At 65.3% G+C, this 15,582-nt stretch carries 15 protein-coding genes; 4 read left to right on the forward strand and 11 right to left on the reverse strand.

What is annotated here, in order from left to right:
- Position 1: 1 nt before the first annotated feature.
- The 11 genes from ACQR1L_RS26575 to ACQR1L_RS26625 all read right to left on the reverse strand — a co-directional run bounded on the left by ACQR1L_RS26575 (position 2) and on the right by ACQR1L_RS26625 (position 11,062).
- Positions 2-1,066 carry a LacI family DNA-binding transcriptional regulator gene (locus ACQR1L_RS26575; RefSeq protein ID WP_434860870.1) on the reverse strand — a complete coding sequence of 355 codons (1,065 nt, stop codon included), beginning with the start codon at positions 1,064-1,066 and terminating at the stop codon, positions 2-4.
- Entirely contained in the window at positions 1,048-1,692 is a 645-nt protein-coding gene (locus tag ACQR1L_RS26580; RefSeq protein WP_434860871.1) for a ThuA domain-containing protein, read from the reverse strand. The genes ACQR1L_RS26575 and ACQR1L_RS26580 overlap by 19 nt, the downstream gene beginning before the upstream one ends.
- A gap of 10 nt (positions 1,693-1,702) precedes the next feature.
- On the reverse strand, positions 1,703-2,800 hold the full coding sequence (locus tag ACQR1L_RS26585) for a Gfo/Idh/MocA family protein (RefSeq protein WP_434860872.1): 1,098 nt from the start codon (positions 2,798-2,800) through the stop codon (positions 1,703-1,705).
- Positions 2,801-2,822: 22 nt separating this feature from the next.
- The gene (locus tag ACQR1L_RS26590; protein WP_434860873.1) at positions 2,823-3,671 is read right to left on the reverse strand and encodes a carbohydrate ABC transporter permease; all 849 of its coding nucleotides are present in this window, start codon (positions 3,669-3,671) and stop codon (positions 2,823-2,825) included.
- Positions 3,664-4,602, reverse strand: coding sequence for a carbohydrate ABC transporter permease (locus ACQR1L_RS26595; protein WP_434860874.1), 939 nt, complete (start codon positions 4,600-4,602; stop codon positions 3,664-3,666). The genes ACQR1L_RS26590 and ACQR1L_RS26595 overlap by 8 nt, the downstream gene beginning before the upstream one ends.
- A gap of 1 nt (position 4,603) precedes the next feature.
- Positions 4,604-5,863 carry an extracellular solute-binding protein gene (locus tag ACQR1L_RS26600; protein ID WP_434860875.1) on the reverse strand — a complete coding sequence of 420 codons (1,260 nt, stop codon included), beginning with the start codon at positions 5,861-5,863 and terminating at the stop codon, positions 4,604-4,606.
- Positions 5,864-6,153: 290 nt separating this feature from the next.
- Positions 6,154-7,281, reverse strand: a complete 1,128-nt coding sequence (locus tag ACQR1L_RS26605) for an RNA ligase (RefSeq protein WP_434860876.1) — start codon at positions 7,279-7,281, stop codon at positions 6,154-6,156.
- Between the two features lie 43 nt (positions 7,282-7,324).
- Positions 7,325-8,551: a threonine ammonia-lyase gene (locus ACQR1L_RS26610; RefSeq protein WP_434860877.1), complete on the reverse strand. Its 1,227-nt coding sequence runs from the start codon at positions 8,549-8,551 to the stop codon at positions 7,325-7,327.
- A gap of 94 nt (positions 8,552-8,645) precedes the next feature.
- A complete protein-coding gene (argC, locus tag ACQR1L_RS26615) occupies positions 8,646-9,635 on the reverse strand; it encodes an N-acetyl-gamma-glutamyl-phosphate reductase (protein ID WP_434860878.1) in 990 nt (329 codons plus the stop codon).
- Between the two features lie 11 nt (positions 9,636-9,646).
- The gene (locus tag ACQR1L_RS26620) at positions 9,647-10,297 is read right to left on the reverse strand and encodes an FMN-binding negative transcriptional regulator (RefSeq protein ID WP_434860879.1); all 651 of its coding nucleotides are present in this window, start codon (positions 10,295-10,297) and stop codon (positions 9,647-9,649) included.
- A 234-nt stretch (positions 10,298-10,531) separates the two neighbouring features.
- Positions 10,532-11,062 carry a DedA family protein gene (locus ACQR1L_RS26625; RefSeq protein ID WP_434860880.1) on the reverse strand — a complete coding sequence of 177 codons (531 nt, stop codon included), beginning with the start codon at positions 11,060-11,062 and terminating at the stop codon, positions 10,532-10,534.
- 248 nt (positions 11,063-11,310) lie between these two features.
- Here ACQR1L_RS26625 and parE point away from each other — a divergent pair, with 248 nt between their 5' ends.
- The 4 genes from parE (at position 11,311) to ACQR1L_RS26645 (ending at position 15,580) form a co-directional block, all read left to right on the forward strand.
- On the forward strand, positions 11,311-13,398 hold the full coding sequence (gene parE / locus ACQR1L_RS26630; RefSeq protein ID WP_434860881.1) for a DNA topoisomerase IV subunit B: 2,088 nt from the start codon (positions 11,311-11,313) through the stop codon (positions 13,396-13,398).
- 234 nt (positions 13,399-13,632) lie between these two features.
- The gene (locus ACQR1L_RS26635; RefSeq protein ID WP_434860882.1) at positions 13,633-14,409 is read left to right on the forward strand and encodes an outer membrane protein; all 777 of its coding nucleotides are present in this window, start codon (positions 13,633-13,635) and stop codon (positions 14,407-14,409) included.
- A gap of 188 nt (positions 14,410-14,597) precedes the next feature.
- Positions 14,598-14,783, forward strand: coding sequence for a hypothetical protein (locus ACQR1L_RS26640; RefSeq protein ID WP_434860883.1), 186 nt, complete (start codon positions 14,598-14,600; stop codon positions 14,781-14,783).
- 29 nt (positions 14,784-14,812) lie between these two features.
- A complete protein-coding gene (locus ACQR1L_RS26645) occupies positions 14,813-15,580 on the forward strand; it encodes an SDR family NAD(P)-dependent oxidoreductase (protein ID WP_434860884.1) in 768 nt (255 codons plus the stop codon).
- Positions 15,581-15,582: the final 2 nt, after the last annotated feature.

A 15,582-nucleotide genomic window follows, 5' to 3' on the forward strand; every position in this document is an offset into this window, starting at 1 on the left:
TCTACGGCAGATTGTCGCGTAGGAAGATGTCGATGCGGATGCGCTCCTGATCGGGGCTGATCGGCTCGCCCGAGCAATGGGCGAGCAGGACGCGCGCCGCCGAGCGCGCCTCGTGGCCGGGATCCTGGTTGATGATCGCGTCCAGCGTGCCGCGCACCAGGAAGCGTCGCGTATGCTGGGTCAGCTCATGAGTGATCCACACCACCTCGCGCGCCCGGCCCGAGGCTTCCAGCGCATCGGCGATGCCGCGATTGCCGGCGCCGCAGCAATAGATGCCGCGGAGGTCGGCATGGCGCGCGAGCAGCGCGGACGTCAACTCTCGCGTGCGCTCGCTGTCGTCGCGGCCCTCGATTACGGGCAAGGCGCGCAGATTGGGATACTCGCTCGACAGGATCTGGTTGAAGCCGAACTGCCGCTCCGCATGATCACGCAGCGACAGCGATCCGGCGATGACCGCGACGGTGCCCTCCTGGCCGCCGAGATAGCGTCCCATCAGCGTGGCCGCGGTTCGTCCCGCGGCCGGATTGTCGATGCCGACGTAATGCAGACGGCGCGAACTCGGCGCATCCGAGACCAGAGTCACCACTGCAACGCCGCGCGCGGTGAGTTCGTCGATCGCGGCGCGAACGCGGGGATGATCGAGCGCGATGACGGCGACGCCCTGATAGGCCGGCGACAGCGTTTCCAGCGCACTTGCCAGCACGTCCGGATCGAACACGTCGACGTGGAGGATGTCGATGAAGCCGCGCTGGCCGGCCAGCCAATCCGCGGTGTGCCGGACCTGCTCGGTCAGGCTGGTCATGAAACTGTTGCCGCCGGTCGGCAGCACGAAGGCGAAGCGGAAGCTCTGTCCGCGCGCGAGCCGCGCGGCGGCGATATCGGCGCGGTAGCCAAGCTTCGCCACCGCGGCCTCGACGCGGGCCACGGTCTTCGCCCTGACACCCTCGCGCCGGTTGATGACCCGGTCGACTGTCGCGAGCGACACGCCTGCCGTCCGCGCGACATCCTCGAGCGTGGCGCGAACGGGCGCCGGGGGCGCACCTGCTGTCACTCGCGGGCCGCCCATAGCATGCCGCGGGTCATCAACGTGCGAATCTCCGGCACGTCGAGCTCATAGGCACGATGGCCGAGGGAGGAATAGAACACGCGGCCGGAACCGTACCGCTTCTTCCAAACCACGGGCATCACGACACCCTCGATCCAGGGGGCGTGCTCGCCGGTGAAGGTCGTGGTCGCCAACACCTCGTTGGCCGGGTCGACATGCATGTAATACTGCTCGGACCGATGCTCGAAACTCGTCAGTCCCTTCATGATGGGATCGTCCGGCCTGGTCAAGTCGACCCGGTAGTCGATGATGTTGCCGGGATGCGCGACCCATTGCCCGCCGCACATGAACTGGTAGTCGACGGAGTCACGGAAGGCGTCGCCCATGCCGCCGTGATGGCCGGCCAAGCCGACGCCGCTGCGCACCGCGGCGCAAAGGTTGAGTGCCTCAGCTTTCTCGATCTTGGACATCGTATAGATCGGAATGATCAGCGAGAGATCATGGATGGCCGGATCGGCGAACGCCGCCGTCGTAGTCTCGATCCGGACCTCGAATCCTTCGGCCTTCAGCCAGCCTCGGATCATCGACGCACAGAGATCCGGGTCATGCCCGGCCCAGCCGCCCCATACAATCATTGCCTTGCGCATATGTCCGTCCTCAGTCGATCTGTCCGGTGTCGCGTCCCGCCGGCAGCATCGCCGGCCGCTCGACGCGGCTCTCGATCCTGACGCGGCGGCCTTCATTGGCGGAGGTCTGGAACGCCTCCATCACCTCCAGCACGTGGAAAGCCAGCGCGCCGCTGGCGCGATGCGGCCGGTCGTTCAGGATTGCGGTGGCCATGTCGGCCACGCCGATCGAGCGGAATTCACCGTCGACATGCCCGTGCGTCAGCGGCATCGTCTCCCAGTCGCCGCCGGTCTTGGCGACCTGCACCTCACCACCGAACCGATTGGGATCGGGTACCAGCATGCTGCCCTTGTCGCCATAGACCTCGATCGGCGCATGCCGGTGCTTCGGCACATCGAAGCTCATCGTGACCGACACCACTGCCCCGCTCTCGAATTCGAGCGTGCCGGAAACATGCGTCGCGACCTCGACGGGGATCAGCGTGCCGTTCATCGGCTGGCTCGTGACCAGACGCTCCGCCCGCGGGCGCGCGGTCGAGCCCATCACGCTCGCGACGGGACCGAGCAGCTGGACGAGGTCGGTGATGTAGTACGGCCCCATGTCGAGCATCGGGCCGCCGCCGCGCAGGTAGTAGAAGCCCGGCGCCGGGTGCCAGCGCTCATGCCCGGGACAGCCGAAGAAGACGCTGCCGGCGACGGGCGTGCCGATCGCGCCGTCGTCGATCAGCTTGCGCGCGGTCTGGTGGCCGCCGCCGAGAAACGTGTCGGGCGCGCAGCCGACGCGCAGGTTCTTTTGCGCGGCCAACTCGATCACCTTGCGCGCTTCGGCGACGTCGATGCCGAGCGGCTTCTCGGAATGAACATGCTTGCCGGCATTGAGCACCGCGAGGCTGACGTCGGTGTGCGCGAGCGGCACGGTGAGATTGATGACGATCTCGATGTCGTCGCGCTTGAGCAGCTGATCGACCCGCATGCCCGGCAGTCCGAAGGCAGCGCCCTGACGCTCGGCCGCATTGCTGCGCATGTCGGCCAGCGCCTTGATATCGAGGACCGGGAAGCGCTGTGCCGCCTTCAGATAGGCCGTGCTGATGTTGCCGCATCCGATGATGCCGATGCCGACGCGTCTCATTGCATTCTCCGTGATGGCAGGTTCATCCCTTGACCGCCCCCGACGTCAGGCCGGCAACGATGTGCTTCTGGGCCAGGAGGAACAGGATGATGGTGGGCAGGATGGTCAGGGTGATGAAGGCCAGGATCAGGTGCCATTCGGACGAATATTCGCCCTGATAGACCATGATGCCGAGCGGCCAGGGATACAGCGCGTCGGTGTTGAGCATCACCAACGGCAGCAGGTAGGCGTTCCAGCTGTTGACGAAGGTGATGGTGCCGACGGTCGCCAGGATCGGGCGCGACAGCGGCAAGGTCACGTAGCGGAAGAACTTCACGTAGCTGCAGCCGTCGACCAGCGCGGCTTCGAGCAGCTCGTAGGGGATGTCCTTGAAGAAACGCCGCAGCAGCAGCACGCTCATCGCGAGACTGAACGCGACCTGCGGCAACGCCACGCCGAAATAGGTATCGAGCAGGCCGAGGTCGCGCACCTTGATGAACAGCGGCAGCACCGCGGTGGCCGCTGGGAACAGCAGCCCCAGCGTCAGGTAGCTCAGCAGCATTGAGCTGCCGAAGAACCGGACATGAGCGAAGGTGAACGCCGCCATGGAGGCGACGATCAGGGTCAGGATCACCGTGAGTGTCGAGATGATCAGCGAGTTGCGCAGCAGCTGCCAGTAGCGCCCGGAGAACAGGATGTCCGCATAGTTCTGCCACTCCCAGTGCTGCGGCAGGCCGAACGGGTTGACGCGCAATTCGCCGAGCGACTTGAAGCCGCCGAGGAAGGTCGCCAGCAGCGGCACCAGAACGAAGATGGCGATCAGCGCGAGGAATGCCGCCTTGAACAGCACGGCGGGATCGAACGGCTCTCTCGTGGTCTCTGCCCTATTCATCGCGCATGAACCATCGCTTGTAGGTGAAGGCAAAGGTCACGCAGATCACGAACAGGATGACGCCGATGGCGCTGCCGTAGCCGACGCGCATGCGCGAGATGCCGTTGTTGTAGAGGAAGCTCACCATCGTGTTCGACGAGTCGGCCGGGCCGCCGCGCGTCAGCGGCATCACCAGGTCGAACAGCTGCAGCGAGCCGATGATGGCGAAGAACACCGAGAGCCGGATCGTCGGATGGAGCAAGGGGATGACGACGTGGCGCAGGCTCTGCGTCCGTGTCGCGCCGTCGATCCGCGCCGCCTCGATCAGGCTCTTGTCGATGCTCTGCAGCGCCGCGATGAACAGCATCATGTGGAAGCCGAAATACTTCCAGACGATCACGATCAGCACGGCCAGCATCGCGGTGTCAGTGGATGCGAGCAGATGCGGCGGCTCGGCGCCGAAGCTGCGCCAGACCGAAGCGACGAGGCCGTAATCACCGTCGTAGACGAAACTGAAGATCAGCCCGGTGGCGATCTCGGCCAGGATGTACGGCATGAAGAACAGCATCCGCAGCGCCACCGCGCCGCGAAAGCGTTCCGCCAGCATCAGGGCCAGCGTCAGCGCCAGCGGCAGTTGCACGCACAGCGAAACCGCGATGATCAGGCCGTTGTTGCGGAGCGCGAGCCAGAACGCGCGCGTCTCCAGCACGAAGCGGTAGTTGTCGAAGCCGATCCAGTTGGTCGGCCGGCCGAAGCCGTTCCAGTTGAAGCCGGAATACCAGGCGGCCTCGCCGATCGGCAGCACCACGAACAGCGTGAACAGCAGCAGTGCCGGCGGCAGGAACAGGATGATCACCGTGAAACGGCCATCCCAGCTCGGGCCGCGGCTCGCCTGCGCGGCCAGCGGCGGCCGCGCGACCTGCAGCGACGACGTACTCGCGATCGGACGCACCTCAGTTGCCCTGCTTGCGCGCCGCCTCGATCGCCTTCGCCGCGTCCTGGGGACTCATGCTGCCGCCCGCGATCTCCGCGGAAACGTCGTTGACGACACGACCGACCGACGGTCCGAGGCTCTGGTCGTAGAAGTTTTGGTGATAGTTCGACTTCGCCAGATTCGACGCAATCTGCTTCATGAAGGCGTTGTTGAGGCCGGCGTCGGCGCCCTGCACCACCGGGACGATGAAATTGCCGGCCGCAAGCCGCGTCTGCACCTCCTTCGAGATGAAGGTCTTCAGGAAGTCGACCGCCTCCTTCGGCGAGCCTTTGGTGACCAGCCAGCCGGTGATGCCGCCGAGCGTATCGGTCGGCGCGCCCTTGCCGCCGGCCACGGTCGGGAAGTCGAACCAGCAGATCTTGTCCTCGCCCAAGCCCACCTTGTCGGCCGCGAGCGCCCGCTGCAGGTTGTAGACCGAGCTGATCGCCAGCGTCATCGCCGCCTTGCCGTCGCCGAAATAGCCAACGGCCTGCGGGTTCTTGAAACCGAGGAAACCGTTCTGGAACGGCTGGAGATCGACCAGCTGCTTGAACATCTCGCCCGACTTGACGAAGGTGTCACCGGCGAAGCCGCCATTCTCGCCGCGCAGCGCTGCATCGAAGGCCGGCTTGCCGCCGATGCGCACCGCAAGATGCGTCCAGTAGAAATGCAGCGGCCATTTGTCGGCGCCGCCGACGACGATCGGCGTGACACCCGCGGCCTTCAGGGTCTTCACGGCGCCGAGCAGATCGTCCCACGTCTTGATGGCTGCGGGATCGACCTTCGCCTTGGCCATCAGCTCCTTGTTGCAGACGAAGCCGACCTGCGACAGCGCGGTCGGCAGACCGTAGACTTTGCCATTGTCGCTGAAGGCCGCGAGCGCCGCTGGAGTCAGGCTGTCGCTGTAGCCCTTCACCTGGTCGGTGATGTCCTCGAGAACGCCGGCTTCGATCTGCGCCTTCAGCACGCCGCCGGCCCAGCTATAGATGATGTTCGGCCGGTCCTTGGACTGCAGGATGGTCGGCAGCTTCGCCTTGTAGGCCTCGTTCTCGAGGAACTGCATCTCTATCTTGGTGCCCGGATGCGACGCCTCGTAGGCGCGCGCCACCTCCTCCCAGATCTTCACCTGGGCCGGATTGACCTCGATGTGCAGCCATTTGACGGTGGTGTCGGCAACGGCGGCGGTGCCCGCAAGCACGCATGCGGCCGCAGCGACTCCCAGCTTCGCGAGCAGTCTCATCAGAATCCTCCCAACCGTTTTCTTTGTTGAGGTAATCCTGTCCTCAATTTTTGAGGTGCGCAACTAAAATTCTGACCTGACAACCTCACGCCTGATGAAGCTTCGCGCGTGCAGCACGATTGCGCGATGCACAATGCGCACGCGAGATCGTGCCGACGTGTCAGCCGAACTGTTGCTGTGAGGACCAGGGGCATGCCCGACAATCAGCAGCACGCCGCGCTGGCGCGGGCGTGCTGCTTCGCTCGCCAACGGCCGGCCCGGCTCCCTGCACGCGCGGGGCCGGCCCCGCCTCAGCCGTCGAGGGCGTCGATCAGCGTTTCATCGACCAGCGGACGCAGGCTGAAATCGTCCTTCAGACGCGTGCGTCCGTACCAGTCGAGCAAGGTAACCTCCTTGCCGAGATAGCGCTGCATCGCCAGGCCGAAAAGCGGATGGTCCTTGTTGGCGATCGCAAAGCTCTTGCGGTCGAGATCACGGTCACGCTGATAGATGGCGTCGATCTCATCCAGGAAACCGGAGAGCATGGTCTTCAGACGCGCCTCGACCTCATTCACCGCGGCCAGATCGACGCCTGCTTCGACCAAGTGACCCTTGACGTCATCCAGTTCCTCGTTGAGCGCCAGCCAGGCGATGTCGCGCTCGCGCAAGAACGACAGGCTGCGATGGATGCGCAGGTACCAGGGGCACTTGATCTTGACCATGTCGCCGTTGGCGAACTGGATGACGTAGCCCTCCCTGCCCTCCATCTCGGTGAGCGAGTCGATGGCGGCCGAAAGCGACAACCCGTCGAAACGATGCACCAGCGGAACGCCGTGGCTGCCGATCAAGTCATGAACGGCATGGCCGCTGTCCAGCATGACATACTGGCCGGTGACGTTGTCGCGCACATGCAACAACCGTAGCTCGGGCTGATCCTGCGCGACGACGATCCGGGCGTCGGGATGGGTCAACTCGAAGATCGCGGTCATGCCGGCACTTGCGACGTCCTTGGCGAAGGCGTCGATGCCGGCGTGCTCCGGCCGGTCCAGCAGCTGAGCCGCCAGACGAACCACGTCGGAGTTGAACGACTTCTTTGACCGCCACTTCAGCTGATCATCGACCCAGGCCGTCGCGACCATGCTGCCGTCGAGCTTGTCGTAGATCGCGACGATATCGTCGCGCGAGAGCAGCCGGTCCGGCGCCAGCCATTCCTTCTCGCCGACATTGAAGAACTTGTGCAGCGGCCGCGACACGATGTGGCCGGCGCGGTCGAACGCGATGCCGCGGCACTCCAGCGCCTCGGGAGAGTCGAAGGTCTTGGAGTCCATGAACAGATAACAGCCGAGCGTGATGCCATTGGGCTGGGAGAGGAAACGGATCTCCTTCTTCCCGGCGACCGCGGGCTCGACGTCGGAAATATGCCGAATGGTCTTGAACATCGTTGCATTCCAAAATCGACGTCAGTTGGAGCGCGAGGCTCTGTCAGGTGCAGCGCGCCTTGAAATCGGCGGCGACCAGCTTCGCCATCACCTCATTGAGGTGCGCTTGATCGCGGGTCTCGATCACCAGCTCCAGCAAGGTCGCCTTCGCCGGCAGAGCGGAGAAGGTGCGCTGATGCGACACCTCGATGATGTTGGCACCGGCATCGGCCAGCAGAGCGGACACGGCCGCGAGCTGTCCCGGGCGATCGACGATGTCGATCGACAGCTGCGTCAACCGGCCCTCGCGGGCCAGTTCGCGCGTGAGAACGGAGGCGATCAGGCGGGTATCGATGTTGCCGCCGCACAGCACGAGGCCGACATTGCGGCCGGCAAACGGCGCGGGATGCGCGAGCACGGCCGCGAGCCCCACGGCGCCGGCGCCCTCGACGACCGTCTTCTCGATCGAGATCAGCGTGGCGAGCGCGCGCTCGATCTGCGGCTCGGTCACGAGCAGGATGTCGTCGACGAGATGGCCGATGATCTCGGTCGTGATGCGGCCCGGTGATTTCACCGCGATGCCCTCCGCCAGCGTGTCGCCGCGCATCGGCAGGCTGCTGTGATTGATCGCGTTGTACATCGACGGATACAGCTCGGCCTGAACGCCGATGATGCGCATGTCCGGCTTGAGCGCCCTTGCAGCGACCGCCATGCCGGAGATCAGCCCGCCGCCGCCGATCGGCACCACCAGCGTGTCGAGTTCGGGCACCACCGCCAGCATTTCCAGTGCAACCGTGCCCTGCCCGGCGATGATCAGCGGATCGTCGTAGGGATGGATCATGGTCATGCCGCGCGCAGCGCCATGCTCCCTAGCGAATCCGCCGGACTCTTCCAAAGTCGCTCCGGAGATCACGACCTCGGCGCCATGCCGCTTGGTATTCTCGATCTTCACCATCGGCGTGCCCACGGGCATCACGATTGTCGCGGGAATGCCGAGGCGCCGCGCATTGTACGCGACGCCCTGCGCGTGGTTGCCGGCGGACATCGCGATCACGCCGCGCTCTCTCTGCTCAGCCGACAGCGCATTCAGCCGGTTCAGCGCGCCGCGCTCCTTGAACGACGACGTGAACTGCAGGTTCTCGAATTTGAGCCAGATGTTGCAGCCGCAGATCTCGCCGAGCGTCCGGCTCTGGTTGCAGGCGGTCTCGAGCACGACGCCGCCGATCTTATCTGCGGCGGCGCGGACATCGTTCATGGTGACGGGCAGCGCAGTCAGATCGATAGCGGTCATGGGTGTCGCCCAGCTTTGGTTTGCGGCGAGGCAGGCGGAGCGCCGGCCTCGCATGATGTTGTAATCGTTCCGGCCGGATGACCGCGGATCGGCCTCAGCCGAGATCGGGCAGCCCGAGCATCAGCCGCATGTTCTGCACGGCCGCGCCCGACGCCCCCTTGCCGAGATTGTCGAGCCGCGCCACCAGCACCGCCTGATGGTGCTTGTCGCTGGCGAACACGTGCAGCTCGAGCTGGTTGGTGTCGTTGAGCGCCTCCGGCTCGAGCCGGCCACTCTTGGCCGCCGCGCCGTCGAGCGGCATCACCGAGACATATTTGCTGCCGGCATAGTGCTTCGCCAGCGCGGCCTGCAGGTCGGCTCCCGAGGGCTTGCCCGGCAGCGTGTCGAGCTGCAGCGGCACGGAGACCAGCATGCCTTGCCGGTAGTTGCCGACCGAGGGAATGAAGATCGGCCGCCGCGTCAGCTTCGAATAGAGCTGCAACTCGGGCAGATGCTTGTGCTCGAGGCTGAGGCCGTACAGCTCGAAATTCGGCGCGGTGCCGTTCTCATAAGCCGCGATCATGGCCTTGCCGCCCCCCGAATAGCCGCTCACCGCGTTCACGGTCACCGGATAATCCTGCGGCAGCAGTCCGGCATCGACCAGCGGCCGCAGCAGCGCGATGCCGCCGGTCGGATAGCAGCCGGGATTGGAGACCTTGCGGGCATTGCGGATCTTGTCGGCTTGGTCGGCCGCAAGCTCCGGGAAGCCATAGGCCCAGTCCGGTGCGACCCGATACGCGGTCGAGGCGTCCAGCACCTTCGGTGCCGCGCTGCCCATGCCGTCGATCAGCGCGACCGTCTCCTTCGCGGCATCGTCGGGCAGACAAAGGATGACGAGGTCGACCTCGGCCATCAGCGTCCGCTTGGCTTCCGGATCCTTGCGCTTGTCCTCGGCGATCGTCTTCACGACGATGTCGCTCTGATGCGCGAGCCGCTCGGCGATCCCGAGGCCGGTCGTGCCCGAGCCGCCGTCGACGAACACCGAACGCATCGCAGCGCCCGCTCCGGTCTGAGCTTTCGGCGGGTTGCTATCGATCACGGTCATGACACGCTCCTTCAGGTCTGGGTTTCGCCGGCAAAGGCCTGGGGCCGCGCCTGCCGCATGAGAGAGGAAATCTGTTGCGAGCCGATGTCGGGCCGCTCGCCGAGCCGGGTCGCCACCGCGGCGTAGTCGGCCTCGGACTTGTGCTGGTTGAGCTTGAAGCTGCCCTCGACCTCGTCGATCGTCATCACGATGCCGACGATCGCCTTGCGCATCGCCTCCAGTCGGCCGGCCGTCATCTTGTCCGAGGTCCATGGCGTCTTCGGCAACAGCCGCTGCTCGAACTTGGCACTGAGCGCGTCAGCCTGTGCGGCCAGCTCGGCCTCTGACAGCACCTGCGCCGCGCCGGTCAGATGCACCGTCTGATAGAGCCAGGTGGGCACCTGGTCGGGCGAGACGTACCAGTCGGCCGACACATAGGCGTCGGAGCCGTTAACGGCGACCAGCCACGGGGTCTTGCCGTCGGCGAGCTTCACCAGCGGATTGTTGCGGGCAACATGAAAGAACGCCTGTGGCGTACCGTCGTTCAGCGCCCCCAGATGAAATGGCAGCGGGGATGCGATCGGCCGGGTGCCGTCCCACGCGCAGACCGTGCCGAAGCCGCGCGCATCCGCGAAGCCGAGGCTCGCGGCGCGGTCAGGCTTGAAAGGCGGTGGCGTGTACATCGGAAACTCCTGCTGGACGAAGGAGCCGCCTGATCAATCTCGCTGCAAGGGAAAGGTCTGCCGCGGGACCGGATCCGGCGGCAAGGGTGATGATCTAGACGCAGACCATTGCCCGTACCGCGGGGGTACGACGGCGCATGTCGGCGATGAAAATGGTCGCTGCGTTGATCATGGGCGCAGGGCTATAAGACCGCGCGGTTCCTGCGTCAAGGTCGCAACGCGCCAGGCCGCAGATCAGACCGTGCGCCACAGCCATTCCATGATGCGCCCGATGATGTCGCCGAACAGCAGCAGCACCGCCGACCAGACCAGCGCCGACACGAAATTGGCGATCTGGAACATCATGTAGGGCATCTCGAAGATGCCGGCCGCCAGCGGCACCGAGGCGCGGAGCGGACCGAAGAATCGGCCGATGAAGATGCTCGGCACGCCCCAGTCGCGGACAAAGGCCTCGCCGCGCGGCAGCAGCTCCGGATAGAGCGACAGCGGCCACATCTGGGCGACGCGGTCCTTGTAGCGATAGCCGAACCAATAGGACACCCAGTCGCCGAGCGCGGCTCCAATACCGCCCGCCAACCACACCGGCCAGAAGCTGATGCCGGTGGCGCCGATCAGGGCGCCGATCGCGACCAGGGCGCCCCACGCCGGGATCAGCAGCGAGATGAAGGCCAGGGACTCGCCGAAGGCCAGCAGCAGGACGACCGGGGCAGCCCAGGCCTGATGGTCGCGCACGAAATCGGCAACCGCGCGGCCAAAATCTTCCATCTGCTCGACGCCTTTCTGCTTTGGGGCGCTAAGTGCTTGAAGGCCTTCGCGGTTCCCTGGCGCAGACTGGTACGCCACGGAGCCGGCCGACTTCAAGTCACAACAACCGGCTGTCGCGCGTGAACGCGGCCGAATGGCCTGTCCGCAGCAGGGCCCCTCGTTTCCGGGATCATTGTCTTATGCCGGTCCATGGCATAGTCAGGCGCAACGATTCGTTCCATCTCGCGCAAGCGCAACATCAAGATTCCATGGGTAAGCCGTTGAAATCAGCTGCAAAAGCCAAGGCCAAGGGCGTCGCCGACCCGCTGGCGGCATTCGCCGCCAAGGGCAAGGCCCAGACCAAGCCCGAAGCCAAATCTCCAGCCAAGCCAGCCGCGCGTGCGGCAGGTTCCGAGGGTGAATATACCGCTCGCGACATCGAAGTGCTGGAAGGCCTGGAGCCGGTGCGCCGCCGCCCCGGCATGTACATTGGCGGCACCGATGAGAAGGCGCTGCATCACCTGTTCGCCGAGGTCATCGACAACTCGATGGACGAGGCGCTGGCCGGCCACGCCACCTTCATCGAAGTCGAGCTCGACGCCGAGGGCTTCCTGACCGTCACCGACAACGGCCGCGGCATTCCGATCGACCCGCACCCCAAATTTCCGAAGAAGTCGGCGCTCGAAATCATCATGTGCACCCTGCACGCGGGCGGCAAGTTCGATTCCAAGGTCTATGAGACCTCGGGCGGTCTGCACGGCGTCGGCATCTCCGTGGTGAACGCGCTGTCGACCCGGCTCGAGGTCGAGGTCGCGCGCAACCAGAAGCTCTATCGCATGATCTTCGAGCGCGGCCATCCCAAGGGCAAACTCGAGGAGGTCGGCAAGGCGCCGAACCGCCGCGGCACGCGGGTGCGATTCCAGCCCGACCCGACCATCTTCGGCGCCAAGGCGACGTTCAAGCCGCAGCGCCTGTTCAAGATGGCGCGCTCCAAGGCCTATCTGTTCGGCGGCGTCGAGATCCGCTGGAAGTGCGATCCGTCGCTGCTCAAGGGCATCGAGGACGTCCAGCCTGAGGCGACGTTCCACTTCCCGGGCGGCCTCAAGGACTATCTGGCCGCCGCGATCCACGCCGACACGCTGGTCCACCCCGACATCTTCGCCGGCAAGTCGGGCCGCACCGGCGGCCATGGCGGCTGCGAATGGGCGGTGGCCTGGACCGCCGATGCCGACGGCTTCCTGTCGTCCTATTGCAACACGATTCCGACGCCCGATGGCGGCACGCATGAGTCGGGCATCCGCAGCGCCCTCCTTCGCGGCCTCAAGGACCACGCCGAACGCGTCGGCCAGGGCAAGCGTTCGGCCAACATCACCTCCGAGGACATCATGGCGGGCGCCGCCATCATGCTCTCGGTGTTCGTGCGCGAGCCGGAATTCCAGGGCCAGACCAAGGACCGTCTCGCCACCGCCGAAGCGCAGCGGATCGTCGAGCAGGCGGTCAAGGACCCGTTCGATCACTGGCTGTCCGGAAATCCGGTGCAGGCGAACCGGCTGCTCGACTTCGTCGTCGAGCGCGCCGAGGAGCGCATCCGCCGCCGCCAGGAGAAGGAGACGGCGCGCAAGACCGCGACCAAGAAGCTGCGCCTGCCCGGCAAGCTCGCCGACTGCACCGACGCCGGCACTGAAGGCTCCGAGCTGTTCATCGTCGAGGGCGATTCGGCCGGCGGCAGCGCCAAGCAGGCGCGCGACCGCAAGAAGCAGGCGGTGCTGCCGCTGCGCGGCAAGATTCTCAACGTCGCCTCGGCCGGCAAGGACAAGCTGACCGCCAACGCCCAGCTCGCCGACCTGGTGATGGCGATCGGCGCCGGCACCAACGCCGCGTATCGCGAAGAGGATCTGCGCTACCAGCGCATCATCATCATGACCGACGCCGACGTCGACGGCGCCCATATCGCCTCGCTGTTGATCACCTTCTTCTACCGGCAGATGCCGCGGCTGATCGACGAGGGCCATCTGTACCTCGCCGTGCCGCCGCTCTACCGGCTGACGCATGGCAGCAAGACGTTCTACGCCCGCGACGACGCCCATCGAGACGAGTTGCTGAAGCGGGAGTTCAACGCCAACGCCAAGGTCGAGATCGGCCGCTTCAAAGGCCTCGGCGAGATGATGCCCGCGCAGCTCAAGGAAACCACCATGGATCCGGCTAAGCGGACCCTGCTGCGGGTGACGCTGGTCGCCGACGACCGCGACGGCACCGCCGACTCGGTCGAGCGCCTCATGGGCACGAAAGCGGAGGCCCGCTTCGCCTTCATTTCGGAAAAGGCGGAATTTGCCAGCGACGAGCTGCTTGACGTCTAGTTTTTGGCCGGTTTCTCGCGACGATTGCAGGTTCCACGCGCTCGCGTGGGCCTGCTTTTCTCTTTCCTAACCAATATGTTAACGCGCCGAACGGCGGTCCGGACCGTACTTTCCCCTGCGGGTGTGCTCAAGCGGCAACAGCTTTTAGGCACCAATCGGCTATAGTCCGGACACATGAGGCGAGGGAATCGCCGCCGCCCGGCACTTACGTCACGACGACTTGGGGATTTTGATATGAAAAAGCTTTTGCTCGCTGCCGCTTCGATCGTGGTGATGACTGGCGCAGCATCGGCTGCTGACCTCGCCGCCCGCCCGTATGCCAAGGCGCCGATGATGGCTCCGGTTGCCCCGAGCTGGACCGGCTTCTACATCTTCGGTGGTGCTGGTGGCGGTCTCTGGGATGCCGACTCGCACACCAACTTCAACGGCGTGCCGGTGACGATCGATCAGCGCGTCGGTGGCGACGGCTTCCTCGGCACCGTCGGTGCTGGCTACGACTGGCAGGTTAACCCGACCTGGGTGTTCGGCGTGTTCGCCGACGGTCAGTTCGGCAGCCTCCGCGGCACCCTGCAGGATCAGTTCGCTGCCCTCACCGGCCGCATCAAGATGGAAACGGCCTGGGCCGCTGGCGCTCGCGTCGGTTACCTGGTTGCGCCGAACGTTCTCTCCTACGTCAACGCCGGTTACTCCGGTTCGCACTGGTCGGGCACCAACCTGACCACGCTGACCGGCGCTGCTTCCGGCTTCCGCACCGACGGTTTCGATCGCGCTGGCTGGTTCGTCGGCGGCGGTGTCGAGAACAACCTGAACATCTTCGGCATCTCGGCGCCGGGCTGGTTCATGAAGACCGAATACCGCGCGGCCTATTACGATCGCAAGGACGTCCTGGTCCGCACCAACGCTGGCCTGGCGACGACCGACAGCGTCTCGTTCAAGCCGTGGGTGCAGACGATCACGACCTCGCTGGTCTACCGCTTCAACTGGACCGGCCCGGTGGTCGCAAAGTACTGAGCCATCGGCGCTCGGCACTGTCCGAATTCTTTGCGAAGAGCCCCGGGTCAACCCCGGGGCTTTTTGTTTTGGGCGCCAACATGCGGCGCTGGTCAGTGTGACGATGCGCCGCTAGGCTGACCTCCACAAAAAAGACGGCAGCAGCGTCTCCGATGCTGTGCAGCCAGTCGACACGGGAGGATGTGGCCATGCGAAGATTCTTGATGATCGGCGGCCTGCTCCTGCTCGCGATCGGCCTGTTCTGGGTCGGTCAGGGCACCGGCGTGGTGGCCTGGCCGCGGACGAGCTTCATGATCAACCAGCTGCAATGGGCCGGCTATGGCGTCGGCATGGGCGCGCTGGGCCTGGTCATGATCTGGCAGGGCACCTGCTGATTCATTGAAATCAATATTGGAGAGAACGCATGGCAGGCCGTTTCGACCTGAGTGGAAAAGTTGCGATCGTCACCGGCGGCAATGGCGGCATCGGTCTGGGCATGGCCTGCGGACTGGCCGATGCCGGCGCCGATATCGCCGTGGTCGGACGCAACGAGGAGAAGTCGCAGGCGGCTGTTACCGATCTCGCCGCCCGCGGTGTCCGCGCCATCGCCGTCAAGACCGACGTCAGCAACAGGGACGATGTCGCCGCGATGGTCGCGCGTGTCACCGCCGAGCTCGGGCGAATCGACATCCTGATCAACAACGCCGGCATGAGCATCCGCAAGCCGCCCCATCTGCTCGAACTGGAGGAATGGCAGGAGGTGATCGATACCAACCTGACCAGCGCCTTCCTGTGCTCCAAGGCCGCCTACCCCGCCCTCAAGGCCAATGGCGGCGGCAAGATCATCAATATCGGCTCGATGCTGTCGATCTTCGGCGCGAGCTTCGCGCCGGCCTATGCCGCCAGCAAGGGCGGCATCGTGCAGTACACGCGCGCATGTGCCTGCGCTTGGGCGCCCGACAACATCCAGGTCAATGCGATTCTCCCAGGCTGGATCGACACCGATCTGACGCGCGCCGCCCGCAAGCAGATCGATGGCCTGCACGATCGCGTGCTGGGACGCACGCCGGCCGGGCGCTGGGGCGACATCGACGACTTCGCCGGCATCGCCACCTTCCTGAGCTCGCCCGCCGCGGACTTCGTCACGGGGACCGCGATTCCGGTCGACGGCGGCTACTCGATCATGGCCTGACG

It is taken from the genome of Bradyrhizobium sp. HKCCYLR20261 (assembly GCF_051168435.1).
Classification (GTDB): Bacteria; Pseudomonadota; Alphaproteobacteria; order Rhizobiales; family Xanthobacteraceae; genus Bradyrhizobium.

Coding starts and splice junctions, on each gene's coding strand:
- ACQR1L_RS26575 (WP_434860870.1), bottom strand. CDS start 1,066: ATGGGCGGCCCGCGAGTGACAGCAGGTGCGCCCCCGGCGCCCGTTCGC.
- ACQR1L_RS26580 (WP_434860871.1), bottom strand. CDS start 1,692: ATGCGCAAGGCAATGATTGTATGGGGCGGCTGGGCCGGGCATGACCCG.
- ACQR1L_RS26585 (WP_434860872.1), bottom strand. CDS start 2,800: ATGAGACGCGTCGGCATCGGCATCATCGGATGCGGCAACATCAGCACG.
- ACQR1L_RS26590 (WP_434860873.1), bottom strand. CDS start 3,671: ATGAATAGGGCAGAGACCACGAGAGAGCCGTTCGATCCCGCCGTGCTG.
- ACQR1L_RS26600 (WP_434860875.1), bottom strand. CDS start 5,863: ATGAGACTGCTCGCGAAGCTGGGAGTCGCTGCGGCCGCATGCGTGCTT.
- ACQR1L_RS26605 (WP_434860876.1), bottom strand. CDS start 7,281: ATGTTCAAGACCATTCGGCATATTTCCGACGTCGAGCCCGCGGTCGCC.
- ACQR1L_RS26610 (WP_434860877.1), bottom strand. CDS start 8,551: ATGACCGCTATCGATCTGACTGCGCTGCCCGTCACCATGAACGATGTC.
- argC (WP_434860878.1), bottom strand. CDS start 9,635: ATGACCGTGATCGATAGCAACCCGCCGAAAGCTCAGACCGGAGCGGGC.
- ACQR1L_RS26620 (WP_434860879.1), bottom strand. CDS start 10,297: ATGTACACGCCACCGCCTTTCAAGCCTGACCGCGCCGCGAGCCTCGGC.
- ACQR1L_RS26625 (WP_434860880.1), bottom strand. CDS start 11,062: ATGGAAGATTTTGGCCGCGCGGTTGCCGATTTCGTGCGCGACCATCAG.
- parE (WP_434860881.1), top strand. CDS start 11,311: ATGGGTAAGCCGTTGAAATCAGCTGCAAAAGCCAAGGCCAAGGGCGTC.
- ACQR1L_RS26635 (WP_434860882.1), top strand. CDS start 13,633: ATGAAAAAGCTTTTGCTCGCTGCCGCTTCGATCGTGGTGATGACTGGC.
- ACQR1L_RS26640 (WP_434860883.1), top strand. CDS start 14,598: ATGCGAAGATTCTTGATGATCGGCGGCCTGCTCCTGCTCGCGATCGGC.
- ACQR1L_RS26645 (WP_434860884.1), top strand. CDS start 14,813: ATGGCAGGCCGTTTCGACCTGAGTGGAAAAGTTGCGATCGTCACCGGC.